General features: G+C 70.3%; 24 protein-coding genes and 1 pseudogene. 22 read left to right on the forward strand and 3 right to left on the reverse strand.

Annotated features, from left to right (window positions below; translation table 11 throughout):
• Positions 1 to 97: 97 nt before the first annotated feature.
• The 5 genes from ACF08M_RS05345 (at position 98) to ACF08M_RS05365 (ending at position 2644) form a co-directional block, all read left to right on the forward strand.
• Positions 98 to 760, forward strand: a complete 663-nt coding sequence (locus ACF08M_RS05345; protein ID WP_392183880.1) for a ScbR family autoregulator-binding transcription factor — start codon at positions 98 to 100, stop codon at positions 758 to 760.
• Positions 761 to 777: 17 nt separating this feature from the next.
• Positions 778 to 1098, forward strand: coding sequence for a hypothetical protein (locus ACF08M_RS05350; RefSeq protein ID WP_392183881.1), 321 nt, complete (start codon positions 778 to 780; stop codon positions 1096 to 1098).
• A complete protein-coding gene (locus ACF08M_RS05355) occupies positions 1095 to 1328 on the forward strand; it encodes a hypothetical protein (RefSeq protein ID WP_392183882.1) in 234 nt (77 codons plus the stop codon). The genes ACF08M_RS05350 and ACF08M_RS05355 overlap by 4 nt, the downstream gene beginning before the upstream one ends.
• Positions 1329 to 1551: 223 nt before the next feature.
• Positions 1552 to 1995: a hypothetical protein gene (locus ACF08M_RS05360; protein ID WP_392183883.1), complete on the forward strand. Its 444-nt coding sequence runs from the start codon at positions 1552 to 1554 to the stop codon at positions 1993 to 1995.
• Between the two features lie 4 nt (positions 1996 to 1999).
• Positions 2000 to 2644 carry a hypothetical protein gene (locus tag ACF08M_RS05365; protein WP_392183884.1) on the forward strand — a complete coding sequence of 215 codons (645 nt, stop codon included), beginning with the start codon at positions 2000 to 2002 and terminating at the stop codon, positions 2642 to 2644.
• A gap of 27 nt (positions 2645 to 2671) precedes the next feature.
• Here ACF08M_RS05365 and ACF08M_RS05370 read toward each other — a convergent pair whose 3' ends face one another.
• Positions 2672 to 3553, reverse strand: coding sequence for a glycosyltransferase family 2 protein (locus tag ACF08M_RS05370; RefSeq protein WP_392183885.1), 882 nt, complete (start codon positions 3551 to 3553; stop codon positions 2672 to 2674).
• A 134-nt stretch (positions 3554 to 3687) separates the two neighbouring features.
• Between ACF08M_RS05370 and ACF08M_RS05375 the strand changes: the two are divergent.
• Positions 3688 to 4043, forward strand: a pseudogene (locus tag ACF08M_RS05375) (glycosyltransferase family 2 protein); the annotation flags it as partial.
• A 60-nt stretch (positions 4044 to 4103) separates the two neighbouring features.
• On the opposite strand, the gene ACF08M_RS05380 reads toward ACF08M_RS05375, so the two are convergent.
• Positions 4104 to 5009: a metallophosphoesterase family protein gene (locus ACF08M_RS05380; protein ID WP_392183886.1), complete on the reverse strand. Its 906-nt coding sequence runs from the start codon at positions 5007 to 5009 to the stop codon at positions 4104 to 4106.
• Positions 5010 to 5302: 293 nt separating this feature from the next.
• Here ACF08M_RS05380 and ACF08M_RS05385 point away from each other — a divergent pair, with 293 nt between their 5' ends.
• The 9 genes from ACF08M_RS05385 to ACF08M_RS05425 all read left to right on the forward strand — a co-directional run bounded on the left by ACF08M_RS05385 (position 5303) and on the right by ACF08M_RS05425 (position 12949).
• The gene (locus ACF08M_RS05385) at positions 5303 to 5539 is read left to right on the forward strand and encodes a hypothetical protein (protein ID WP_392183887.1); all 237 of its coding nucleotides are present in this window, start codon (positions 5303 to 5305) and stop codon (positions 5537 to 5539) included.
• Positions 5540 to 5810: 271 nt separating this feature from the next.
• Positions 5811 to 6269: an O-methyltransferase gene (locus ACF08M_RS05390; RefSeq protein WP_392183986.1), complete on the forward strand. Its 459-nt coding sequence runs from the start codon at positions 5811 to 5813 to the stop codon at positions 6267 to 6269.
• Between the two features lie 30 nt (positions 6270 to 6299).
• The gene (locus ACF08M_RS05395) at positions 6300 to 6623 is read left to right on the forward strand and encodes a hypothetical protein (RefSeq protein WP_392183888.1); all 324 of its coding nucleotides are present in this window, start codon (positions 6300 to 6302) and stop codon (positions 6621 to 6623) included.
• Positions 6623 to 6991 carry a hypothetical protein gene (locus tag ACF08M_RS05400; protein WP_392183889.1) on the forward strand — a complete coding sequence of 123 codons (369 nt, stop codon included), beginning with the start codon at positions 6623 to 6625 and terminating at the stop codon, positions 6989 to 6991. Before ACF08M_RS05395 ends, ACF08M_RS05400 begins: the two co-directional genes overlap by 1 nt.
• Entirely contained in the window at positions 6991 to 8445 is a 1455-nt protein-coding gene (locus ACF08M_RS05405; protein WP_392183890.1) for an FAD-binding oxidoreductase, read from the forward strand. Before ACF08M_RS05400 ends, ACF08M_RS05405 begins: the two co-directional genes overlap by 1 nt.
• Positions 8442 to 9215 (forward strand): SDR family NAD(P)-dependent oxidoreductase, encoded by a 774-nt coding sequence (locus ACF08M_RS05410; protein ID WP_392183891.1) that lies wholly within the window; start codon positions 8442 to 8444, stop codon positions 9213 to 9215. Before ACF08M_RS05405 ends, ACF08M_RS05410 begins: the two co-directional genes overlap by 4 nt.
• A gap of 156 nt (positions 9216 to 9371) precedes the next feature.
• Complete coding sequence (locus ACF08M_RS05415; protein WP_392183892.1) at positions 9372 to 10334, forward strand: GNAT family N-acetyltransferase; 963 nt, start codon at positions 9372 to 9374, stop codon at positions 10332 to 10334.
• Positions 10335 to 10389: 55 nt separating this feature from the next.
• Positions 10390 to 11229 carry an ester cyclase gene (locus tag ACF08M_RS05420; RefSeq protein WP_392183893.1) on the forward strand — a complete coding sequence of 280 codons (840 nt, stop codon included), beginning with the start codon at positions 10390 to 10392 and terminating at the stop codon, positions 11227 to 11229.
• Between the two features lie 64 nt (positions 11230 to 11293).
• Positions 11294 to 12949, forward strand: coding sequence for an FAD-dependent oxidoreductase (locus tag ACF08M_RS05425; RefSeq protein ID WP_392183894.1), 1656 nt, complete (start codon positions 11294 to 11296; stop codon positions 12947 to 12949).
• A 59-nt stretch (positions 12950 to 13008) separates the two neighbouring features.
• On the opposite strand, the gene ACF08M_RS05430 is transcribed toward ACF08M_RS05425, so the two are convergent.
• A complete protein-coding gene (locus tag ACF08M_RS05430; protein ID WP_392183895.1) occupies positions 13009 to 13497 on the reverse strand; it encodes a MarR family winged helix-turn-helix transcriptional regulator in 489 nt (162 codons plus the stop codon).
• Between the two features lie 118 nt (positions 13498 to 13615).
• Here ACF08M_RS05430 and ACF08M_RS05435 point away from each other — a divergent pair, with 118 nt between their 5' ends.
• The 7 genes from ACF08M_RS05435 (at position 13616) to ACF08M_RS05465 (ending at position 23147) form a co-directional block, all read left to right on the forward strand.
• Entirely contained in the window at positions 13616 to 15169 is a 1554-nt protein-coding gene (locus ACF08M_RS05435; protein ID WP_392183896.1) for an FAD-dependent monooxygenase, read from the forward strand.
• A 153-nt stretch (positions 15170 to 15322) separates the two neighbouring features.
• Positions 15323 to 16267, forward strand: coding sequence for a methyltransferase (locus ACF08M_RS05440; protein WP_392183897.1), 945 nt, complete (start codon positions 15323 to 15325; stop codon positions 16265 to 16267).
• Between the two features lie 116 nt (positions 16268 to 16383).
• The gene (locus tag ACF08M_RS05445) at positions 16384 to 17361 is read left to right on the forward strand and encodes a zinc-binding alcohol dehydrogenase family protein (protein WP_392183898.1); all 978 of its coding nucleotides are present in this window, start codon (positions 16384 to 16386) and stop codon (positions 17359 to 17361) included.
• Between the two features lie 166 nt (positions 17362 to 17527).
• Positions 17528 to 18505: a zinc-binding alcohol dehydrogenase family protein gene (locus tag ACF08M_RS05450; protein ID WP_392183899.1), complete on the forward strand. Its 978-nt coding sequence runs from the start codon at positions 17528 to 17530 to the stop codon at positions 18503 to 18505.
• A gap of 227 nt (positions 18506 to 18732) precedes the next feature.
• Positions 18733 to 20298, forward strand: coding sequence for an MDR family MFS transporter (locus ACF08M_RS05455; RefSeq protein ID WP_392183900.1), 1566 nt, complete (start codon positions 18733 to 18735; stop codon positions 20296 to 20298).
• A 195-nt stretch (positions 20299 to 20493) separates the two neighbouring features.
• Positions 20494 to 21534 (forward strand): methyltransferase, encoded by a 1041-nt coding sequence (locus tag ACF08M_RS05460; protein WP_392183901.1) that lies wholly within the window; start codon positions 20494 to 20496, stop codon positions 21532 to 21534.
• Entirely contained in the window at positions 21444 to 23147 is a 1704-nt protein-coding gene (locus ACF08M_RS05465) for an FAD-dependent oxidoreductase (RefSeq protein ID WP_392183987.1), read from the forward strand. Before ACF08M_RS05460 ends, ACF08M_RS05465 begins: the two co-directional genes overlap by 91 nt.
• The last annotated feature ends 11 nt before the right edge of the window (positions 23148 to 23158 follow it).

The following is a 23158-nucleotide window of genomic DNA, read 5'->3' on the forward strand; positions in this document are numbered from 1 at the left end:
GTCCGCCCCCGCAGTAAGATACTGACAGTTCGGTTTTCCTATCCAGCCATATCCCAGTGGCACTGACCACGCCACGACTGAGAGAGACTCGTAGCTGATGGCACAGCAGGCGCGCGCGATCCAGACTCGACGGTCGATCCTGGTGGCGGCCGCCGCCGTTTTCGATGAACGCGGCTACAGCAGCGCCACCATCAGTGAAATCCTCACGCGGGCCGGCGTGACAAAAGGTGCGCTCTATTTCCATTTCACCTCAAAGGAAGACCTGGCACTCGGGGTGATGGATGTACAGCTGGACGGCGATCCACTCCCTCCCCAGCTGACGAAGCTTCAGGAATTGGTCGATCAGGGAATGCTGCTCGCCCACCGGCTCCGCCACGAGCCGCTGGTACGCGCCAGCGTCGGGCTCGCCATGGACCAGGCGGTGGAAGGACTGGACCGGGGCACTCCGTTCCGTGCCTGGATAGACCGGCTCGAAAACCTGCTGGTCGCCGCGAAGAATCAGGGCGAACTCCTGCCACACGTCGACCCCCGCGAGACCGCCGAAATGCTGGCGGGCTCCTTCTCCGGCATTCAGGTCATGTCTCAAGCCCTGTGCAAGCGCGAGGACTTGGGGCGGCGGATCTCGGTACTTCTGCATTACGTGCTGCCGAGCATCTCGACCCCGTCCGTGCTGACCACGCTCGACATGGCCGAGGACCGGGGCAAACGCCTGGTCGGCCTCCTCGAATCGGTTCCCAGCCAGGCCGGCGCACCCGGCTGACGGGTGGGCGCGCGTACATGACGACCGAGTATCCGCCAAACGCCCAACACGGCATGCTCCTGGTCAACCTCACTGGACCGACCGTCGGCCTGCCCAGGACGACCGACTCGGCGCGCAAGTTACTGAAGCGGGCTGGCTACCGGCTGGACCTCGGCCCGGTCTGGCCGCACATGTTCCGGCATCGGTTCGGCAGCGCCGTCTTCGACGCCGCGGACGGCAACGCGCTGATCGCGCGGGATGCGGGCGGGTGGGCCTCGGCGCAGACCGTCGAGGAGGTCTACGGACACGTCGACGTCCACGTCACCGCATTGAACACCGTTTGGCGTGAGCAGAGTTGAGCTCGCCTCTACGCGCGCTGCCCGATCGCGGGCTCGGCCGGGCCGGACGGGACCGCCTCGAACTGCTGGAGGCCCTGGTCAACGGGCCGCACCTTGATCCCCTGTTCCGCGGTGACGTGCTGGACATCCCGCCCGATCACGAGAAGTACGGGTGGGGCTGCGCCATCCCCGAGTGCCTGCGCATCCGGGCGGGCGGCAACGGCTTCTGCACTGTGCACCGCAAGGAGTGAATCGACTGCCTGACACGAGATCCGCACGGCGCCACCCGGAGTGAGTTCCAGGACCGGAAGATCGCCGACCTTCAGGCACGCCTACTCGAACAACAGCCTCCGGCGTCCGTCCGCCCTCTCCGATCCCTCCAGAGACATCCGACCAGTACGACAAATAACTAGATGGAGGGAAAGTCGATTCGTCCACTTACTCCACCATTCTGCACATGTCACATTCCATGATATGAAGAAGATCACCGCACTCGTGTCACCTGTCGCGGCAGCGACCATGCTCCTCGTCGGCTTCGCCGCCCCGGCCCAGGCGGGTCCGTACTGGAACAAGAGCGCCAAGTGCAACGCGACCGATCCTGATGGTCGGCACGTCCCCACCCGCGTCGGCAACGGCGAACTGGGCTGGAACCACTTCTCCGGCAAGCACAACATCAAGAAGTGCGCAATCGTCGACATCCCGATCCAGGGGAACGTCGACGACGTACAGGGCGCCAACATCCAGTACTGGGGATGGGCCTCAAACCGGGCCTACGGGCGCGTGAAACTCATCGTCAAGGTGCGGTACGCGCGCAAGACGGACGACGGAAGGTACGACGCGGGACGCGGCAACGTGATCGGTGTGATCACCGCGTACTGCAACGGCATGCAGAAGTGTCCAAACTGGGTGAATGAATAACCTCGTGAGCGAAGACGACCGAGAGATCGAAGACCTTCAGGTGGAAGTAGCCGACCTCCTGTTGAACTTCGTCTACGCGCCGCTGCTGGAGGACCAGCACGTACGCGGGATTCTGCCCGCACCCTCGGATGCACCGGCAGTGCGGGCCGTCCTCGGGGACAGGAGTGAGTGCTCGCCGGACCGGCTGACTGCGTACGAGATCCCGCTCCGCCGGGGAGAGGAGCTGCGTACCGCGCACGATGTCGTCGCCTTGCTCCGCGCTGTGCACACCGGTACGCACATCTACCCGGGAAACAGGGTCACTTCCACCATGGGGATGGACCTGTATCTGGTCGATCCGGAGCAAGTGAAGGAAGCCCCGTTCACCACAGACGACTGGTCCGCGACCTTGCTACGGTGCCTGGCCCGTCCGTCCACGGGGCGGGCCAGGGCACATCTGCGCGGGTTCCTCTTTCGCAACGACGGCCTGCTGCGCCTGTACATGGACAGCGACGAGATCCCTGGCGTGATCGCCGCAGACGTGCGGCCTGGCGGTGCGCTGACCGCACTCCTGGCAGCGCTACCGTCCTTGCTCGGCGAGGAGTGGAGGACGTCCGACGCCGCGGACGACCCGCACTGCCGATATCTGGTGAACCTCACCGACTGGTGAGCCGCCCCGATCCGAACGTGGGGCAGCTCAAAGGATCGGTGGGCGGCCCAACCGGGTCATGCGCCACGCCGTGCGCCACTTCATCGCCTTACGCGGAGGACACGACGTCCGCACACCCTCGGCAAAACCGCCCCACCATGCCCGCAGCCCGGCCACGGACCGGGTACGTGCCGTGGTCAGAAGGACCCACACGCCGAGGTAGACCGGAACCAGCGGCCAAGGCAGCCGACGGCGCGCCAGCCACACCCGATTCCGCGCCGTGAACCGGTAGTAGACCGCATGCCGCGCCGGGGACGTCGCCGGATGCTGAAGGACGAGCTCGGGCTCGTACAGAATCTTCCATCCTTCATCGAGCGCACGCCACGCCAGGTCGGATTCTTCATGCCCGAAGAAGAATTCCCCAGCCCACAGCCCGGTCTCCCTCAGCATCGGCATGGAGAAGGCGTGCCCACCACCGAGGAATGCGGTCACCAGCCCACGACGCATCGGATCATCGGCGCGCAGCCGAGGAACCCATCGTCGCTCGGTGTACCCGTATTCATCGGCGACCCGGAATCCAACGATTCCGAGCTTCGGGTCCGACGCGAAGAGCTGCTGGACCCTTCGGAACACGTCCGCGTCGATCAGCAGACCGTCGTCGTCCAGCTCGATGACGACATCGACCTCACCAGAGTCGCGCAGCATCTCCAGGCCGACGTTGCGGCCTCCCGGGCAGCCCAGGTTCTCCTCCAGCGGGACCTTGGTCACGTTCTCCGCCACGTCCACGTCCACGAGGGGTGCCGAATTACCGATCAACATTACCCGTGTCGCCGGCACATCCTGCTTCTCCACCGAAGCAAGCAGAGCCGCCAGCTCCCGCGGGCGCGTGCCCATGGTCACGATGACGACTCCGATACGCGGCAACGACATAGCGGCAAACTCCAGTGGTCGGCGGAGTGCCGATGCTAGCGTCGCGCGACGTGGCCGCCTCACCACCTCACACACATGTCCACGACGTACTACCGCACGTCCAACAGCATGCCGGGCGTCCCGAGGCTGGAAAACACGAGGAGACGGACCTGTCCTGGCGGGCGCTCGACGCGGGCTGGAAGATCCTCTACGAGCCCGGTCTGCTGCTCCAGCACCCCAAGACCTCCCGGCCAGACACTCCGTCTACTACCGGATGACGGCCCGCAACCGGGTCTGGCTGGCCCGCCGCAACCTGCCGGTGCCCCTGGTCCCGGCCTATCTGGGCACCTGGACCCTCCTCACCGTGGCCCGCACCCGGTCGGCCACCGGGCTGCGGGCCTGGGCGGGCGGCTTCGCGGAGGGCGTCCGTACGCCGTGCGGGCCGCGGCGGCCCATGCGGTGGCGCACGGTGTGGCGGATGACGAAACTGGGACGGCCGCCGGTCATCTGACCCGCCGGCGCAGAAGGGGCGTGCGCCGCTTCTGCGTCCCCGACCCCGACGGCCGTGTGATCAAGGTGCTGAGCTGTCGCCGACGGGCGCCGCCACCGTTGCGCCACCGCCGTCGCCGCCGTACGGCAGGATCCGCCGCAGAAGCCCCCTGGGGTGGCCCCGCCTGCGCCATTCCCTGGGGTAGCCGATGGAGACCTCCTCGAAGCGGACCCCGTCGTACCAGGTCGTCCGGGGAATGTGCAGATGGCCGTAGACCACGGCCGCCACATTGAAGCGCCGGTGCCAGTCGGCGGTGAGCTCCGTGCCGCACCACTGGGCGAACTCGGGGTACGTCAGGACGGCCATCGGCTCCCGGACCAGGGGCCAGTGGCCGGCGACGACCAGCGGAACCTCCGGATCATGTGCGGCGAGGCGCCGCTCCGTCTCCGCCACCCGCGCCCAACACCAGGCGTCCCGGCTCGGGTACGGGTCGGGGTGCAGCAGGAACTCGTCGGTGCACACCACCCCCGTCCCGTGCGCGTACGCCAGGGACTCCTCCTTGGTCGTCGTGCCCGGCGCCCGGAAGCTGTAGTCGTACAGCAGGAACACGGGCGCGATCGCCACCGGCCCTTCGGGGCCGGGCCACAGCGGGTACGGGTCCTCCGGAGTGGACACCCCGAGGCTCCGGCACAGCTCGACCAGGTGCTCGTACCGTTCCTGGCCCCGGAGCTGGACCGGGTCCTGTCCGGTCGTCCACAGCTCATGGTTCCCCGGGGTCCAGATCACCCGGGCGTAGCGGCCCGCCAGCAACCGCAGCGCCCACTCCACGTCCTCGATCCGTTCCGCGACATCACCGGCGACGATGAGCCAGTCCTCGTCCGAATCGGGCCGCAGCGACTCGACGACGGGGCGGTTGTCCGCCATCCCGACGTGAAGGTCGCTCACCGCGAGCAGAGACCCATGTTTCCCAGAGGCGCGATCGGACATGGACAATCCTTCCCGAGGGGTGACTGGACAAGATCGTGCCCCATGACCGGGCCCGGCACATCGGCCTCCGCCCGGTTGACACGTGTGTGTGACAGGGGTTTCCCGCGATTGCGGCGGCGATCCCGGGGCCGGTACCCCTGCCGGCCGGTCCGCAACGGCTCGTGGGCGGGGCTTCATACGGCGCGGCGACCACCGGCAGCGGATCACGGCCGTCTTCGCTCAGGCGGGTGATCTAGGACCGGCGCAGCCCCGCCACCGGGCATAGCGCCGCCCCTGACGTGGAACATCCATGCATGACCGAAAGTGCGAGCCCCCGTTCCTCGACTCCTCGGATCACTGTGCTGAAGGTGCAGCCCGGTGATCCGCCCTTCCGCCTCGTGGAGATCGACGGGGAGGTCGTCGGCGCGGCGACGTCGATGACGGACGTGCTCGCCCTCGCCGCGGCCGCGGGCATCACGGTCCACGATCTCGATGACCTGGAGATGATCCGGTGGGTGAGCGGCGGCAAATTCCACTGGAGGCTGCACTGAGTGCGGCCCGTGGTCGCGCGGCGCGGCGGCACCGACCGTCCTCGTTCCGGCCTCGCCGCCCCTACCGGGTCCGTCCGGTGCCCGGAACTGACGTGTCCGCGCGGTAGAGATCGTCCCCGGGTCTCCTCCAGGCGCAGACGGTGCTGTTGTCGGCTGCAAAGAGCCGGCGGCCCTGTGGATCACTCCACAGGGCCGCTGGACTGCTGAGCACTCGGCAGGATTCTCCGAGCACTCCTGCGAAACCGCCACCGGAACCCTGCTGCGGCAGTTGGTGCGGGCTGCCGGACCGCTCAATGTGCTCCAGATCGGCTGTCCGGACGAGTCGTGCACCGCCGGGCTCGCGGCGGCCATGAGCGAGAACGGGCGGGGCCGGGTCATCTGCTGCGAGCCGGATGCCCAACGCGCCGAGGCCGTCGCGGCCACGGTCGAGAAGGCCGGACTCGGACAGTACGCCCAGGTGCGGGTGGGCAGTCCCGAGCGGCTGCTGGCGACCGTGCCCGGGCGGGTCGATCTGCTGTTGCTCGATGGTCCGCCGGAGTCCTTCCTCGCGCTGCTGAAACTGGTGGAACCCAGGATGCTGCCGGGTGCCGTGGTGGTGGCTCATGGAGTGCGAGCCGTGTCGGCGCGGTGCGCGGAGTTCCTCGCCCATGTCCGGGTCTCCGGCAGCGGCTATGTGTCGCTGCCTCTTTCCTTCGACGGCGGTGTGGAGATGGCCGTCCGCGCCGCATGACGAGTTCGCGCATCCACCTCCAGGAGTGCCATGTCCCTGCGTCCGTTCAACCCGGAGTTCCTGCCCGAGGGGCATCCCGACAAGATCGCCGTCCCGCCCCGCCGCACCGCCTCGGGCGCTGTGTGGCGGGGGCTGGTGCGCTACATCCTGCTGCCGTCGTACCGGGGCCTGGTGGCCCTCTGTTCCCCGCATGTGGCCGGGCCCTGGCATCCGGAGTTCGGTCCCCTGTGCGGTCCGCCGCAGCAGGACCCGCCCGGCTACAGGGTGTTTCGAGCCGGCCTTGAGAGGCGGCCGGAAGCCTGGCCGGGACATCCCACTCCGCCCGTTCCCCCAGAGAATCGAGGAGATCTGTGATGATCGACGCACGGCTGGTCGGTACCTGGACCACGCAGTTGGACGACGACGGGAAGATGGTCCCCGGGCTCGTCTGCTTCTCGGCGGACGGCTCGGTCGTCTCCACCCAGCTCAACACGAAGAACATCGGCCTGGGCTCCTGGCGTGCTACGGGCCCGGACGGTTTCGAGTACGGCTTCCGCATCCTGGCCGCCGACCCCGATGGCAATCACGTGGGGGAGGCGCATGTCCGGGTGTCGGGCGAGTTCGTCTCGGACACCGAGTGGCAGGGCACCGGCGGCGCCGAGTTCTTCGACCCGCAGGGCACCAAGCTGCGCGGGCACGCGGGCTCCAAGGTGACCGCCGGCAAGTTCGGCATCGACGACTGATGCGTGCGGCGGCGCTGCGGGACCGGCTCGACGGCGACCTGGTTCTGCCTCACGAGGTGGGCTTCGCTCTGGCCCGACAGCTCCAGAACACCGAGTACGACACGATCGAGCCGTACGCCGTCGTGTACTGCGCCTCCGAACGGGATGTCGCGCTGTGTGTGCGCCACGCCCGGGAGCACGGGGTGCGGCCGCACATCCGGGGCGGCGGCCACAGCTTCAACGGCTGGTCGACCGGTGCGGGGCTGGTCGTCGACCTGTCCCGGATGAACCACGCCGTGGCCGAGGGGCCCGTGGTGCGGCTCGCGGCGGGTGTCCAGTCGTTGGACGCGCTCGACGCCCTGCGGTCCCAGGGGCGGCAGATCGTCACCGGAACGTTTCCCACAGTCGCCGCGGGCGGATTCCTGACCGGCGGCGGGATCGGCTGGCAGACGCGGCGGTTCGGACTGGGCAGCGACCGGATCACCGCGGCTCGCGTCGTACTCGCCAACGGCCGGACCGTCCGCTGCTCGCCCACCGAGGAACCCGATCTCTACTGGGCGCTGCGCGGTGGCGGCGGAGGCACCTTCGGGGTGGTCACGGAGTTCGAGGTGCACCCGATCGACGCGCCGGTGATGACCGGCTTCGAGACGCTGTGGGCGTACGACGACGCCGTGGAGGTGCTGACGGCCTGGCAGGAGTGGGCCGTCGACGGCCCCGACGAGCTCGGCACCTCGCTGGTGGTGCTGCCGGGCATGTTCGGGCCCGGCGGGCGTCCCGTGGTCAAGGTCTGGGGTGTGCACCTGGGCCCGGACGAGGCGTTGCGCGCCGGGCTGGACGAACTGGCGGAACGGGCCGGGAGCAAGCCGCTGAGCCGGACCGTCGGTGCGCGGGGAGGGTATGCCGAGGTGATGCACGAGGCGCTGTGCGGCTCGAAGACCGTGGCCCAGTGCCGTCGTACCGGAACCGGTCCCGAGGCTGAGGGGCACCGGCATCCGTACACCCGGCAGAGCTACCGGCTGACCCGCCGGGCCGCGACCCGGGCGGAGTCGGCGGCACTCCTGGACGCCTGGGATCCCGAGCTCGACGCGGCGGGCCAGGAGCGCTATCTGCTGTGCATCGCGCTGGGTGGTGCGGCGAGCCGGGTGCCGGGCACCGCGACCGCCTATGCCCACCGGGACGCACGGTTCCTGATCGGCTATCAGTTCGCCTGCCGCGAGGTGGCGGCGGACCCGGCGGCGCCGGCGCGACTGACCGCGCTGGCGGACCGTGCGGCGACGGCACTCGAACCGCTCGCCTGCGGCTCGTACATCAACTTCCCCAGCTCACGGGTGGACGGGGACTGGGAGACGGAGTACTTCGGCGCGAACCGTCTCCGGCTGCGCGCCGTGAAGCGGGCCTACGACCCGGAGGACTTCTTCCGGCACGCGCAGAGCATCGGCCACCGTGCCCCGACGACGACCGAGGTGGAGTCATGAGGACGGATCTGCGGAACAAGGTCGTACTGGTCACCGGCGCCTCCTCGGGCATCGGCCGGGCCACGGCCGTGGCGTACGGGGAGGAGGGCGCGAGGGTCGCGATCACGTACCACAGCGATGAGGACGGAGCCCGGGAGACGGCGCGGCTGGTGACCGAGGCGGGCGGGACACCACTGGTGGTGCGCTACGACCTCGCAGACGAGCGGTGCATACGGGACGCGGTGGGGCGGGTCGCCGAGGAGTGGGGCGGCATCGATGTGCTGGTGGCCAACGCGGTGGTCTGGAGCGAGGCGATCCCGCGGCCCGGGCAGCCGGTGCCGCACTTCGAGGACGTACCGGCGAAGCAGTGGCAGGAGGTGCTGCGCACGTCCGTCGACGCCGTGTTCCACACGCTTCAGGCCGTGCTGCCGTGGATGCGCGGGCGGCCGTGGGGCCGGGTCGTGCTGCTCGGCGCGGGCCTCGCGGACACCGGCAAGGCCGGGGCGGGGGCGTACGGCGCGGGCAAGTCCGCGTTCTTCGGGCTGATGCGCAGCCTGGCCTGGGAGCTGGGACCCGACGGGATCCTGGTCAACATGGTGGTGCCGGGGCAGACCAGCACCGAGACCGTGCGGGCGCATGTGCCCCCGGGCTTCCTGGAGGAGAAGGGCAAGACCCTGCCGTCGGGCCGGATGTCCGCACCCGAGGACGTGGCCCGGGCTGTCGTCTTCCTCGGCTCGGCCGCCAACGGCAACACCAACGGCGAGACGCTCCGCGTGACGGGCGGCGCCTGACGGGTCCGATCAGCGCCCCCGTGGTACCGGGCCCCGTCGCCTTCCGGAGGAATCCTGGAAAGCGACGGGGCCCGTCCCATTTCCGCGCCGGTGCCCGCGCCCGGTGTCGAGTTGTCCTCGACGGTGCTTCGAGAGGTCCGGGCCACCGTGTGGGGTATGGAGATTCGTAGCCTCGACGGCGATGAGCCGGCGACCATCGCCGCATTGCTTCCCGGGTTCCGGGAGACCATGAGCCTGGAGCTGCCCGGTGATCCGCCAGTGACGGAGGCCCTGCTGGCGCGGCTGTTCCAGCGGCGGCACGGGACCGAGCGGATCGTGCTCGTCGCGTACGACGGCGGCACCCCGGCCGGGGTGCTGAAGCTCGGGCTCGACCTGGGGGATCCGAGCGGGCCGGGGCACGGTTCGCTGTGGGTGTTCCCCGGCTTCCGGCGGCGTGGTGCCGGGCGGGCCCTGGCGGCCGCGGGGCTGGCGGCGCTGCGGGAGCGGGGACGGGATCTGCTGCTGGCCGACGCTCCCAGGGCAGCGGCCGGTGAGCGCTTCGCGGCGGAGCTCGGCGCGGAACTCATCGGCAAGAGCGTGCGCCATCGGCTGCGTCTGACCGGGCCCGCCCGTGGGGTGATTCAGGCCGCGGCGGGCCGGCCGGTCCCCGGGTACCGGCTGGTGGCGTGGCAGGGGTCCTGCCCCGACGACCTCGTGGAATCCTATGCGCGGGCCTGGAGCGCGCTGGAGGAACGGGTCAACGGCCAGGCCCGGGTGCGGCGTCCCTCCGCCGACGACGTACGGGCGCGGGAGGCCGAGGCGGAGCGGGCCGGGCATCTGCCCCATGTGGTGGCGGCGCTGCCCGAGCACGGCACCGCGATCGTCGCGTACGCCACCGTGTTCGTGCGCAGCAGTCCGATGGCGGACGTCGGCGAGACGCTGGTGCTGCCGCAGCACCGGCGGCGTGGTCTCGCCACCTGGCTGAAGGCCGAACTGCTGCTCGGGGCTGCCCGGGAGAACAGCCGTCTCGCGCTGGTCCAGGTCTTCAACGACACCGCCAATACGGCCGTGGTCGCGCTCAACCGCAAACTCGGCTTCGAGGCCGACTCCCACTGGTCGACGTACGCGCTCAAGGCCTGAGCGGTCACCCTCCCCTGATCCTCCCCTTGTTCAAGAGCCGAGCCGAGAGGACCCCATGACCACCGTGACCCCCGCCGGGCAGCGCACGCGCAACGCCGAGCTGGTCCGCCAGCTGTACGGGACGCTCTACCGCGAGCGCCGCCTCGCGCAGGCGGGCCGCTTCTTCCACGCCGACTTCGTCGAGCACGACCCGGCGGGCTGGCGGACGTCGGACCGTGAATTCCCGGAGCTGCGCGCGGGTATCGACCACCTGGTGGCCGACAACGACCGGGTGATGCTCTTCGCGACTTGGGCCGGACGCACCCGATCGGGCGCCGAACTCCGGCTGCACACCGCCGAGTTGTACCGTCTGCGGGACGGCAGGGTCGCCGAGCACTGGAACGTGGTCGACCGGGACGTGCTCGCCGCGCACGGCGTGGACGACGGGCCGGAACAGAGCGGCCGGCCGGCCGCCCCCGGTCTGCACGGCCCGCACAGCGACACCGAGCGGGCCAACGCGGATCTGGTGCTCGGCGCGTACCGCGACGTCTTCAGCGAGCACCGGCTGGACCTGGCCGAGCGCTACTACCACCAGGACTACCGGCACCACAACATGCGTACGGACGCGGTGCCGGACGGGCTCGACGCGTTCAAGGCGTTCTTCGCGGACAACATCGCCGCCTTTCCCGACCTGGTCACCACAGTCGACCACATCGTCGCCGCCGACGACCGGGTGATGGTCTTCGTCACCTGGACCGGCACGCTCACCGGCGCATGGAGCGGGGGCGGCCCCTCCGGGCTGCCGCTTCAGATGCGCACCTGCGACCAGTTCCGCATCGAGCGCGGCAAGGTCGCGGAGCACTGGGAGGTCGTGGACTACCTGGCCCTGGGGCGGGCCGGGCTGCCGACCCCGTGAGCAGGACCGACGTCCGTTCCGAGAGCCGATGTCCGACGCCGATATCCCAGAGAGGGACTGTGCGATGACCACCGCTTCCGATCCTTCCGACAGTGCACCCGTACTGATCGTCGGCGGCAGCCTCGTCGGGCTGTCCACCGTCCTGTTCCTCGCCCGGCACGGGGTCCGGTGCACCATGGTGGAACGCCATCCCGGCACGTCCATCCATCCAAGGGCCGTCGGCTACTATCCCAGGACCGGGGAGCTGCTGCGGCAGGCCGGCGTCGAGGACGCGGCCGTACGGGAGGCGGCGGGGTTCGCCACCCACCGCACTCGTGCCGGGGTGACCTCGCTGGCGGGGCAGGTGCTGTTCAGCAAGGAGGAGCTGGAGGGCGACGACGACCTGGGCGACCTCACCCCCTCCCGGCTGCTTCTGCTGCCGCAGGACCGGCTGGAGCCTCTGCTTCGGGACCGGGCCATGGAGCTCGGCTCCGACCTCAGGTTCGGTACGGAGCTGTTGTCCTTCGCGGAGGACCCGGAGGGGGTGACCGCCGTCCTCGGTGACGACGCCGGCACCCGTACCTTCCGCAGCTCCTATCTGGTGGCCTGCGACGGGCCGCGCAGCACCGTGCGGGAGGCGCTGAAGGTGCCCCGACAGGGGCGCGGGGTGCTGTCCCGGCATGTGAGCATCGCGTTCGGCGCGGATCTGCGCCCGGTGCTCAAGGAGCGCCGTTACAGCGTGGTCCATGTGAAGAATGACCAGGTCACCGGCATCCTCGTACATGACGACACATTGACCGGGGGCACGCTGATCGTCGGGTACAGGCCCGAGGACGGCGAGAGTCTGGAGGACTTCACCGACGGCCGCTGCGCCGAGCTGGTGGGGGCGGCCGTAGGAGCGCCCGGGGTCGAGGTGACGATCCGTTCGCGCTTCCCCTGGGACATGGCGGAGCAGGTGGCCGAGGACTTTGTGCACGGGCGGGTGCTGCTCGCCGGGGACGCGGCGCATGTGGTGCCGCCGACCGGGGGTTACGGAGCCAACACCGGTATCGCCGACGCCCACAACCTCGCCTGGAAGCTCGCCCTGGTGGTCGATGGCGTCGCGGGTGCCGGCCTCGTGGAGACGTACGACGCCGAGCGGCGACCCGTGGCGAGCTACACGGCCGAGCAGGGGTCCCTCCAGCTCGCCCTGCGTTCCGGCACCGCCACCCCGGAGCAGCGGGCCGCCGTCGCGGACGCCGTGACGGTGACGTCGGGCCAGGCGTACCGCTCCGCCGCGGTCGTCGCGGAGCCGGGCGGCGCGGATCTTCCCGTCGCCTCCGATCCGCGGGCGCTGCACGGGGAGCCGGGGACCCGGGCGCCGTACGCGATGCTGTCGCGGGGCGGCGAACCCGTCTCCACGCTTGACCTGTTCGGGCGCGACTTCGTCCTGCTGACCGGGGAGCGCGGCCGCGAGTGGATCTCGGCCGCCGTCTCCGCCTCCGCCGGGCTGGGCCTGAAACTCATTGCCCGCCGGGTGGTGCCGGGCACGGGCGGCGGGGCGGGCACGCTGGCCGATCCGGACGGCACCTTCTGCGAGCGCTACGGCGGTCTGCGCCCCGAAGGGGCGGTCCTGGTACGGCCCGACGGTGTCGTCGCATGGCGGTCGCCGGGCGCGGACCCAGGGGGCGAGGAGACCGCGGTGCTCACGGCGGTACTGCGGAAAGTTCTCGTACGGGGATCCCGTACGGGGCAGAGGTAGCGGACCGGGGTCCGCGGCGGGTCGTCGCCGCGGGCCCTTCCCGTGCGCTCGCCGGACGGTCAGGCGGAGCCGGAATCCTGCTGCAACTCGCCCACGGAGTCCACGTACTTGATGAGCAGGCGGGCGAATTCGAGCCGCTCCTCCTCCGGCCAGTCCTGGGTGATGCGCTCGAAGGCCGCTCGCTGGTGGTGGCGGAAGCGGGCGAGCGTCTCACGCCCCTCCGGGGTGAGCTGGAGGATCGTGCGGCGGCCGTCCCGCTGTGAGGCCGCGCGGATCAGATAGCCGGCGGTGATGCAGTCGGAGACCATCCGGCTCGCCACGGAGGGGTCGACGGCGAGTCGCTCGCCCACGACACCGACGGTGATTTCCTGGCCCTCCTGGTCGGGCCCGTCCTGGACGATATTGAGGACCAGCGTCCTGGTGAAGTCCTTGCGGGACACCTGCTTCTCGACATTCAGGACCTGCGCACGCCGCAGCCGGGAGAAGGCGGGGCCGACAGCGTCGAGTGGATCCGCTGCCCGCGGCGGGGGCTGAGTCGATGTGTCCATGTCCGCATTCTAAGCGAGTTGATTACGACGGACGAGCATCTGTATGCTCTCAATCCACTGCATGACTTTAAGCACATACCTGTAAGCAAACATGTATTGCTCGTCCATTGGAGGACCCATGCCCCATCCCGTGCCCCCCGAGTCCGATCGCGACTTCGAGATCGCCTACGACACCGACGTCGACTTCGACGTGCTGATCGTCGGCGGCGGCCCCGTCGGCATGCTGCTCGCCGCGGAACTCCGCATCGCCCGCGTCCGGGCGATCGTGCTCGAACGGCTGCCCGAGCGCACCCCGCACTCCAAGGCCTTCGGGCTGCACGCCCGTTCCCTGGAGTCGCTCGACCGGCGCGGCCTGCTCAAACGGTTCCGCGAGGGCGCCCGCTCCTGGAACAACGGTCATTTCGCCGGCCTCGACGAGTGGGTCGACTTCTCCACCCTCGACAGCGCGCACGGCTACGCCCTGCTCTCCGAACAGACCAGGACCGAACGCCTGCTGGAGGAGCGCGCCGCCGAGTTCGGCGCCGAGATCCGGCGGGGTCACGAGGTCACCGCGATACGCCAGGACGCCGACAGCGTCGAGGCCGAGGTGACCGGCCCCGACGGCACCTACACCGTGCGTGCCCGGTTCGCCGTGGGCTGTGACGGCGGTCGCAGCCTGGTCCGCCAGGAGGCCGGCATCGCCTTCCCCGGTACCGGCGGCCGGGTCACCGCCCGGCTCGGTGATGTGATCCTCGCCGACCGCGAGAACGCCCCCATGGGCATGGAGCGCACCGAACGCGGCCTGCTGTTCTGCGTGCCGCTCGACGACACCTACCACCGGGTGTCCACGTTCGAGTTCGAGGCGGAGCGGGAGGCCGGCGCGGAACTCACCCTGGACGAGCTGACCGCGAGCCTGCGCGAAATCTGGGGCAACGACCTCGGTGCGCACTCGCCACGCTGGCTCTCCGTCTTCACCGACTCCGCGTGCCAGGCCGACCGCTACCGCGAGGGTCGGCTGCTGATCGCCGGCGACGCCGCCCACACCCACTTCCCGGTCGGCGGCCAGGGCGTCAACCTCGGCCTCCAGGACGCCTTCAACCTCGGCTGGAAGCTCGCCGCCGCGGTGCACGGCTGGGCTCCCGAGGACCTGCTCGACAGCTACGACCGCGAGCGCCAGGCGCCGGCCCGCAAGGTACTGGCCAACACCCGGGCGCAGATCGCGTTGATGAACCCGGACCCGTATGTCACCCCGCTGCGCGAGCTCTTCACCGACCTCATGCGCAAGGAGCAGGTGAACCGGTACCTCGCCGAGATGCTCAGTGGCGTCACTGTCCGCTACCCGATCGACGGCACCGAGCACCGGCTGCTCGGCGACTTCGCCCGCGACCTGGAGCTGAAGACCGAGGACGGCGTCCGGCCCCTGCCCAAGTACATGAAGCGTGGCACCGGCGTGCTGCTCGACCTGACCGGCGACGCGCAGATCAGCCAGGTGTACGAGAAGTGGGCCACGGGCGTTTCCTGGGCAGGCCGGCTCCAGCACGTCCGGGCGGAGTGCGCCCAGGAGCCGCAGCTGGCCGGTCTGCTGGTCCGCCCCGACGGCTATGTCGCCTGGGCCACGGACCGGGACATGCCGGAGGCGGAGTTGCGGGAGTCACTGACCGCAGCCGTCACCACCTGGTTCGGCACCGTCTGACGAAGGGGCCCGAGATTGGCGGGAGGGGGTACGTCCCTTCGGCCGACGTGGCACCTCCCCCACCCCCCACACACAGCTTGCACGCGAGAGGACGAAGTGAGCAATCCCCCCTGGTCGCAGGAGTTATTGGAAAAGAGCGACCTGATCACCCCCATGGCCATCAGAGTGGCCGCCACCCTGCAACTGTCGGACCACATGGCCGCCGGAGCGGTCACGGTCGAGACGCTGGCCCGTGCGGCGAGCGTGGACGCGACCGCTCTGGGCCGCCTCCTCGGCCACCTGGTGAACGCCGGGATCTACCGCCCCCTCCCCCAAGGGGGCTACGAGCCGACCGAGCTCGGTGCCCTGCTGCGCCACGACGTCCCGGAGTCGGGCCGTGACTGGCTCTGCCTGGACGGCCCGACCGGCCGGGGCGAGGCCGCGGTGTTCCGCCTGCTCGACGCGGTGCGCTCCGGCGCACCCGTCTACTCCGCGCTGTACGGGCAGGAGTTCTGGACGGACGTCGAGTCGGACGGCGCGCTCGCGGAGGCCTTCGCCCGGCGGATGGCAGCGAGCATGCGCTGGGTCGTCCCCGAGCTGCTGGCCCAGGGCGACTGGCAGGCCGTACGGCATGTCGTCGACGTGGGCGGCGGCAGCGGCGACCTGCTCGTGGCCGTGGTCGACGCCACCCCGGGCGCGCGGGGCACCCTGCTCGACCTGGAGGGGCCCGCGGCGGCGGCCGAGCGGGACTTCGCGGCCGCCGGCCTCCAGGAGCGCTGCCGTGCGGTGGTCGGCAGCTTCTTCGATCCGCTGCCCGCCGACGGCGATGTGTATCTGCTGTCCAATGTCCTGCTCAACTGGCCCGACGACCGGGCGCGCGAGATCCTTCGGCGCTGCGCCGAGGCCGTCCGTCCGGGCGGCCGGGTCATGGTTCTCGAGGGCCTGCTCGACGTACAGACCGACCAGACCGATCTGGACCTGCGGATGCTCGTCTATCTGGGCGGGCGGATGCGCACCACCGAGCAGCTGCGCGAGCTGGCGGCCGAGGCCGGGCTCTCGCTGCACCGAGTGGTCGGCCTGGGACCGGTGCGCTCGCTCGTCGAACTCACACCGGCCTGATCCGGCTCGTTCCCCTACCCGCACGCCGTAACGCGCGCAAGTGAACCCCCTGTCGTGCACGCCAAGGGAACCCCCGTAGTGCACGCGAGAGAAACGCCAGAAAGAGGAGTACGTCCATGCGCATCGTCCGACACCACGAATTCGGCGCCCCTTCGGTGCTGCGGCTCGAAGAGGCCGACACCCCTGTCCCCGGTCCCGGCCAGGTGCTGATCCGCACCGAGGCGGTCGGGGTCAACTTCGCCGAGTGCCAGCGCCGTCAGGGCATCCCGGTCGGCGGTCCCGCCACACTTCCCGGCTCGCCCGGCGGTGATGTCGCGGGCGTCGTGGAGCAGGTCGGCGACGGCGTCGACCAGGTCGGAGTTGGTGACCGGGTGGTCACCGGTGTCGCCCACGACGGATACGCCGAGTACGTCGTCACCCAGGCCGGCTGGCTGTTCGCCGTCCCCGAGGGGATCGACGCCGGCCAGGCCACCTCGCTGCCCATCCCCGGCCAGACCGCCTACCACGTGATCGTCACGGCGGCGAAGCTCCAGCCCGGCGAGTCCGTACTGATCACCGCCGCCGCGGGCGGTATCGGCCATCTGCTGGTCCAGATGGCCAAGACGCTCGGCGCGGGGCAGATCATCGCCGCGGCCCGCGGGGCGGAGAAGCTGGCCTTCGCCGCGTCGCTCGGCGCCGACGTCACCGTCGACTACGGCGAGGACGGCTGGGACGAGAAGGTCCGCGCCGCGACCGGCGGCCGGGGCGTGGACGTCGCTCTGGAGACCGTCGGCGGGGACGTGCTCACCAAGTCCGTGAATCTCACCGCCCAGTTCGGGCGGACGGTGGTGTATGGCGCTGCAGGTGGCGAGCTGCCGGCCATCGAGGTCGGCGACATCTTCGACAACCGCATCGTCATGGGCTTCAGCATGTGGGGCGTGATGGGCGAGAAGCCGGACGTCATGGCCAAGGGCGCCCGGGAACTGCTGGACATGGTGGCCTCCGGCAAGGTCCGTCCCGTCGTCCACGCCGAGCTGCCGCTGAAGGACGCCGCGGCCGCGCACGAGCTGATGGAGTCGCGCTCCCAGCTCGGCCGTGTCGTGCTCGTTCCCTGACCATCTTTCACCCAATGCATCGAATCATCTATGTGTAATTGACAGGTACGTGCTAGACAGCATGTAATTGCTGTCGGTAAACCACTCCATGCAACCCGGATCCCTGGGCGGAGCCGCGCGACGATTCGTCCGCAGCTCGACAACACCTCCTAGTTGGGAGAACACCATGCGCATCGTCCGCCACCACGAGCACGGGGCCCCCTCGGTGCTGCGTGTCGAAGAGGCGGAGAAGCCGCAGCCCGGACCGGGCGAAGTGCTGATCCGCTCCGAGGCCGTCGGCGTCACGTTCGCCGAGGTCCAGCGCCGTCAGGGCATCCCGATCGGCGGCCACGCCACGCTGCCCGGCGCCCCCGGCGGCGATGTCGCCGGCGTCGTCGAGGCACTCGGCGAGGGCGTCACCAACGTCAGCGTCGGGGACCGTATCGTCGTCGACGTCGACCACAGCGCCTACGCCGACTACGTGACCGCCGACGCCGCCTGGGCCATCACCATCCCGGACACCATGGACGCCGCCGAGGCGACCCTGCTGCCCAGCCCGGCCCAGACGGCGTACCACGCCATCAAGGAGTCCGGTCAGCTCAAGCCCGGTGAGTCGATCCTGATCGACGCCGCCTCCGGGGGTGTCGGCCACCTCGCCGTGCAGATCGCCAGGGCGATGGGTGCCGGCAAGGTGATCGCCACCGCCAGCACGCAGGCCAAGTTGGACTTCGTCCGTGACCTCGGTGCCGACGTCACGATCAACTACACCGACGACGACTGGGACGAGCAGGTCCGGGCCGCGACCGAAGGCCGCGGGGTGGACGTGGTCCTGGAGACCGTCGGCGGCGACATCCTCACCAAGAGCGTCGCCCTCACCGCCCAGTTCGGCCGGCTGGTCTTCTACGGCTCGGCCAGCGGTGACATCCAGCCCGTCCACCCGCTGATGCTCAGCCGGATGAAGACCGTGGCCGGATTCGCCCTCTACGCCATGCTCTACAACAAGCCCGAGGCCATCGCCACGGGACAGCGCGACCTGCTCGACATGATCGCCACCGGCAAGGTGCGCCCGATCATCCACGAGCGGCTCGGTCTCGACGAAGCCGTCAAGGCACACGAACTGATGGAGGCCCGGGCCCAGCTCGGCAAGGTCGTCCTCGTCCCCTGACGCGGGACCGGCGACCCGCCGTCTCCCGACCGACGTGGCCGGTCACGATCATCCCCCGCTCGGGGCCGGCCACCCGCCGTACGGCACGCGAGGCACTCGTGCCGTACGGCGCACCCCACCACAGACCACAGCGATCCCCTGACGGATCCCACGCCGCAGACGACGCCGGCCGACCACGGCCGGCGGGACGGGGATGGCACCCACTCCAGCCCGAAAGGCGAATCACCGTGCCCTCCCGTACCACCGGGACCGACAGCCCGCTCACCGCTGTCGGCTCCCCACCCCGGCCCCGCATCCAACCCGTCATCACCGCCTGCCTGCTGGCCGTCTTCCTGGCCATGCTGGACTCGCAGATCGTGGCCACCGCGCTGCCCCGCATCGTCGGGGACCTCGGCGGTCTCGACGTGTTCTCCTGGGTGACGACCGCGTACATCATCGCCGCCAGCGTCACCACGCCCCTCTACGGCAAGCTCGGCGACCTCTTCGGCCGCAAGAAGATCTTCCTGATCGCCGTCACGGTGTTCCTCGCCGGCTCCGCGCTGAGCGGCGCCGCGCAGTCCATGGACCAGCTCATCCTGTTCCGCACCGTGCAGGGCATCGGCGCCGGCGGTCTCTTCGTCTCCGTGCTCGCCATCATCGGGGAGCTGTTCAACCCGCGTGAGGCCGCCAAGTACTTCAACCTCTTCGGTATCGTCTTCGCGCTCGCCGCACTGACCGGGCCCGCCGTCGGCGGCGCGCTCACCGACCTGCTGAGCTGGCACTGGGTCTTCCTGATCAACTTGCCCGTGGGCATCGTGATCCTGGTGCTGGTCTCCACCTGTCTGCACCTGCCCCGCGCCGACCGGCCCGCGCACATCGACTACACCGGCTTCGTCCTGCTCAGCGCCGCGATCGTCGCGCTCACCCTGGCCGCGAGCTGGGGCGGAGTGAAGTACGAGTGGCTGGACTGGCGGACCCTCGGGCTCGCCGCGGGAACGGTGCTGCTCGCCGTGGCGTTCATCGCCGCCGAGCGCCGCGCCGCCGAACCTGTCATCCCGCTGCACCTCTTCCGCGACTCCACCTTCAGCGTCAGCGTGCTGGTGAGCGTCGCGGCGGGCATCGTCTTCCTCGGCTCGGTCAACTTCCTGGCGATCTACATCCAGGTGGTGACCGGCGCCAGCCCCACCATGTCCGGTGTGGTGCTGCTGCCCATGATGTTCGGCCTGGTCGCCTCCTCGGTCATCAGCGGCGCCGCGATCACCAAGACGGGGCGCTACAAGTGGTACCCCGTGCTCAGCATGGCGATCGGCATCGTGGGGGCGCTGCTGCTGGCCACCATGGACACCGGGACCTCCCGTACCGTGGTCATCGGCTACATGCTGGTCTTCGGCGTCGCCGCCGGGCTGAACATGCAGGTGCTCACCATGGCCGCACAGAACACCGCGCCCCGCGACGACATCGGCGCGGTCCACGCCACGGTGTCCTTCGCCCGGCAGCTGGGCACCACCGTGGGCATCTCCCTGTTCGCCTCGATCTTCTACAACCGGCTCACCGAGGAGATCGCCGAGCGGACGCCCGCGGACGCGCTGCGCGGCATCGACCCCGACGCGCTGAACTCGACCGAGACACTGGACCGGCTCACCGAGCCCGTGCGCAACGCCGTGGAGCAGTCGTACGCCGCCGCGCTCACGCCTGTGTTCCTCACCGCCGTACCGGTCCTCCTCCTGGGGCTGCTGGCCGCCCTGACGATGAAGAATCTCCCGCTGCGCGGCGAGGACCACCGGGATCACGAGGTGACCCCCGAGGAGAACTGACCTCTCTTCACCTGCCGCCCGCGAGCCGCCCTCCCGCACGGGAGGGCGGCTTACGTACGTCGGCCTCCGTGCCCCGGCCACCCTTCAGCGCCCTTCGAGCCCGAATTGACGGCTCGCGACCATCGTCGGCACTGCACAGCCGTACGACGCAGGACTCAGGCCGAAGAACAGGCAGAGGCAGACCAGGAGGCTCGTGTGACAACGACCGAAGACCCGCAGACGGCCCCGGCGGTCGACCCCGGACCGCTGATCCGGCTGACCATTGCCGACTGCACCGCCAAGGTGCTGCACAGCGCAGTGACCCTCGGCGTGTTCGGCGCGCTCGCCGGAAGTCCCGCCGACGCGGCCGAGTTGGCCCGGCGCACCGGCACCCACCACCGCATGGTCCCGGACTTCCTGGACGCCCTGGTCGGACTCGGTCTGCTGGAGCGCACGGAGGGCCGCTACCGCAACTCCCCGCTGGCGCAGGCCTACCTGGTGCCCGAGTCCCCCTCCTACCTCGGCGGCTTCGTCGAGCTCACCAATGAGACGCTGTACGGCACCTGGGGCCGGCTCACCGAGGCGCTGCGCTCCGGCGAGCCCCAGCACCTCGACCCGGACAAGGGCGGCTTCGTCGGAGACCGGCACAAGGACCCCGCCAAGATGAAGCGCTTCCTGGCCGGGCTGGACGCGTACAGCGACCGGATGGGCGCCGAACTCGCCCGGCGCCTCGACTGGGGCCGCCATTCCTCGTTCGTCGACCTCGGCGGCGCACGCGGCAATCTCGCGGCCGTACTGGTGCGGGCACACCCGCATCTGCGGGCGACCTGCTTCGACCTGGAGCGGACCCGGCCGCTGTTCACCGAGCACATAGGCGGCCTCGGCCTGGCCGACCGGGTCGCCTTCGCCGGCGGCGACTTCTTCACCGACCCGATCCCGCCGGCCGACGTCGTCGTCCTCGGCCACATCCTGCACGGCTTCGACACCGCCCGGCGGCGCGAGCTGCTCGGCCGGGTCTTCGAGGCGGTGCGGCCCGGCGGCACGGTCCTCGTCTACGACCGGATGATCGACGACGACCGCAGCGACCCGGAGCGGCTGCTCAGCAGCCTGCACATGCGGCTGGTCAGCCCCGACGGCTCCGAGTACCGGGTCGCGGACTGCCGGACCTGGCTGCGCGGGGCCGGCTTCACCGACGGCGACACACGGCCCCTGCTCGGTACGCACACCCTGGTCACCGCCCACAAGGAGGCAGCATGAAGCCGCACCGGACCCCTGTGCTCATCGTCGGAGGCGGGCTGACCGGACTGTCCGCGGCCGTCTTCCTCGCCCATCACGGCGTCCGCGCCACCCTGGTGGAACGCCACCCCGACACCTCCACCCACCCCAAGGCCCGCGCCATCAACCCACGGACGATGGAGCTGTACCGCGCGGTCGGCATGGAGGAGCGGGTACGCGCCGGGCGTTCCCCCATCTCCGGCAACACCGATCTGGTGCACGTCGAGAGCCTCGTCGGCAAGGAACGCGTACGGATGCCCAACGCCTCCCCGGAGGACATCGGGCGGATCAGCCCCACCCAGTGGACGCTGATCGACCAGAACCAACTGGAGCCGATCCTGCGGGAGCGGGCCGTCGAGGCCGGAGCGGACGTCCGCTTCTCGATGCGGGTCGACGCGATCCAGGAGTACGCGGAGGACGGGGCGGGGGTGCTGGTCAGCACCACCGACCTGGCCACCGGTGCGCGTTCACAGATCCACGCCGACTACGTGATCGCGGCGGACGGCAGTCGCAGCCCGCTGCGCGCGATGCTGGGCATCGGGGCACACGGCCGGGGCACCATCACCAACCTCGTCAGCTTCTTCTTCGAGGCCGACCTGACCGAGGCACTGCGCGGCCGCCGGATCATCGCGGCATACGTCAACAACCCCGAGGTGCGCGGCACGATCATCCCCATCGACAACGACCGCCGCTGGGTCATCAACGTCTCCTTCTTCCCCGAACAGGGCCAGCGCGCCGAGGACTTCACCGAGGAACGCTGCACCGCGCTGGTGCGGGCCGCGGTCGGGGTGCCCGATCTGCCGCTGAAGATCGAGTCGGTGGACATGCCCGCCTGGGACATCTCCGCGCGCGTGGCGGACACCTTCGCGACCCGCCGGGTGTTCGTTGCCGGTGACGCCGCCCATGTGATGCCGCCCACCGGGGCCTTCGGCGCCAGCACCGGCATCCAGGACGCGTACAACCTGGCCTGGAAGCTCGCCCTGGTGCTGTCCGGCACGGCCGGCCCCAAGCTGCTGGAGAGCTACGACGCCGAGCGGCGGCCGGTGGCCGAGGAGACCGTCCGGCAGGCGATGCTGCGGTTCGCGGTGCGGGAGGGCAAGCAGTACCAGGAGGTCGCTGACGAGCTGTTGGACGAGACGACCATGACCTTCGGGTACTGCTACCGCTCCGGGGCCTTCGCCGTGGAGGAGGGGGCACCCGGCTCGATCGTGGAGGACCCTGCGCATCCTGGCGCGCGGCCCGGTGCGCGCGCCCCACACCTCCAGCTCGACGGTCCCGATGGGCCGGTGTCCGTCATCGACCTGTACGGCGACGGGTTCACTCTGCTCGTGGACGAGGTGGCGGGGCGGTGGACCGGGGCGGTGGAGCAGGAGGCCGCGCGGCTCGGTGTGGGCCTGAAGGTCGTCCGCATCGGCCGTGGTACCAGGCTGTCGGACCAGGACGGGTCCTTCCGCCGCCGGTACGGCCTGCTGGCCGGTGGGGCGGTTCTGGTACGGCCCGACGGGTTCGTCGGCTGGCGTACGACCACGGGGCGCAGTGGGCCGGTCGACCGCGCGGCGATCGCGGCCCTGCGTGCGATCCTGGACCGGGTGTAGGCGTTCTCTGC

This window comes from Streptomyces sp. NPDC015032, from assembly GCF_043080425.1.
GTDB lineage: Bacteria > Actinomycetota > Actinomycetes > Streptomycetales > Streptomycetaceae > Streptomyces.

Excerpts from the sequence above, each read along its gene's own strand:
- ACF08M_RS05345 (WP_392183880.1), top strand. The coding sequence starts at position 98 with ATGGCACAGCAGGCGCGCGCGATCCAGACTCGACGGTCGATCCTGGTG.
- ACF08M_RS05350 (WP_392183881.1), top strand. The coding sequence starts at position 778 with ATGACGACCGAGTATCCGCCAAACGCCCAACACGGCATGCTCCTGGTC.
- ACF08M_RS05360 (WP_392183883.1), top strand. The coding sequence starts at position 1,552 with ATGAAGAAGATCACCGCACTCGTGTCACCTGTCGCGGCAGCGACCATG.
- ACF08M_RS05370 (WP_392183885.1), bottom strand. The coding sequence starts at position 3,553 with ATGTCGTTGCCGCGTATCGGAGTCGTCATCGTGACCATGGGCACGCGC.
- ACF08M_RS05380 (WP_392183886.1), bottom strand. The coding sequence starts at position 5,009 with ATGTCCGATCGCGCCTCTGGGAAACATGGGTCTCTGCTCGCGGTGAGC.
- ACF08M_RS05385 (WP_392183887.1), top strand. The coding sequence starts at position 5,303 with ATGACCGAAAGTGCGAGCCCCCGTTCCTCGACTCCTCGGATCACTGTG.
- ACF08M_RS05395 (WP_392183888.1), top strand. The coding sequence starts at position 6,300 with ATGTCCCTGCGTCCGTTCAACCCGGAGTTCCTGCCCGAGGGGCATCCC.
- ACF08M_RS05400 (WP_392183889.1), top strand. The coding sequence starts at position 6,623 with ATGATCGACGCACGGCTGGTCGGTACCTGGACCACGCAGTTGGACGAC.
- ACF08M_RS05405 (WP_392183890.1), top strand. The coding sequence starts at position 6,991 with ATGCGTGCGGCGGCGCTGCGGGACCGGCTCGACGGCGACCTGGTTCTG.
- ACF08M_RS05410 (WP_392183891.1), top strand. The coding sequence starts at position 8,442 with ATGAGGACGGATCTGCGGAACAAGGTCGTACTGGTCACCGGCGCCTCC.
- ACF08M_RS05415 (WP_392183892.1), top strand. The coding sequence starts at position 9,372 with ATGGAGATTCGTAGCCTCGACGGCGATGAGCCGGCGACCATCGCCGCA.
- ACF08M_RS05420 (WP_392183893.1), top strand. The coding sequence starts at position 10,390 with ATGACCACCGTGACCCCCGCCGGGCAGCGCACGCGCAACGCCGAGCTG.
- ACF08M_RS05425 (WP_392183894.1), top strand. The coding sequence starts at position 11,294 with ATGACCACCGCTTCCGATCCTTCCGACAGTGCACCCGTACTGATCGTC.
- ACF08M_RS05430 (WP_392183895.1), bottom strand. The coding sequence starts at position 13,497 with ATGGACACATCGACTCAGCCCCCGCCGCGGGCAGCGGATCCACTCGAC.
- ACF08M_RS05435 (WP_392183896.1), top strand. The coding sequence starts at position 13,616 with ATGCCCCATCCCGTGCCCCCCGAGTCCGATCGCGACTTCGAGATCGCC.
- ACF08M_RS05440 (WP_392183897.1), top strand. The coding sequence starts at position 15,323 with ATGGCCATCAGAGTGGCCGCCACCCTGCAACTGTCGGACCACATGGCC.
- ACF08M_RS05445 (WP_392183898.1), top strand. The coding sequence starts at position 16,384 with ATGCGCATCGTCCGACACCACGAATTCGGCGCCCCTTCGGTGCTGCGG.
- ACF08M_RS05450 (WP_392183899.1), top strand. The coding sequence starts at position 17,528 with ATGCGCATCGTCCGCCACCACGAGCACGGGGCCCCCTCGGTGCTGCGT.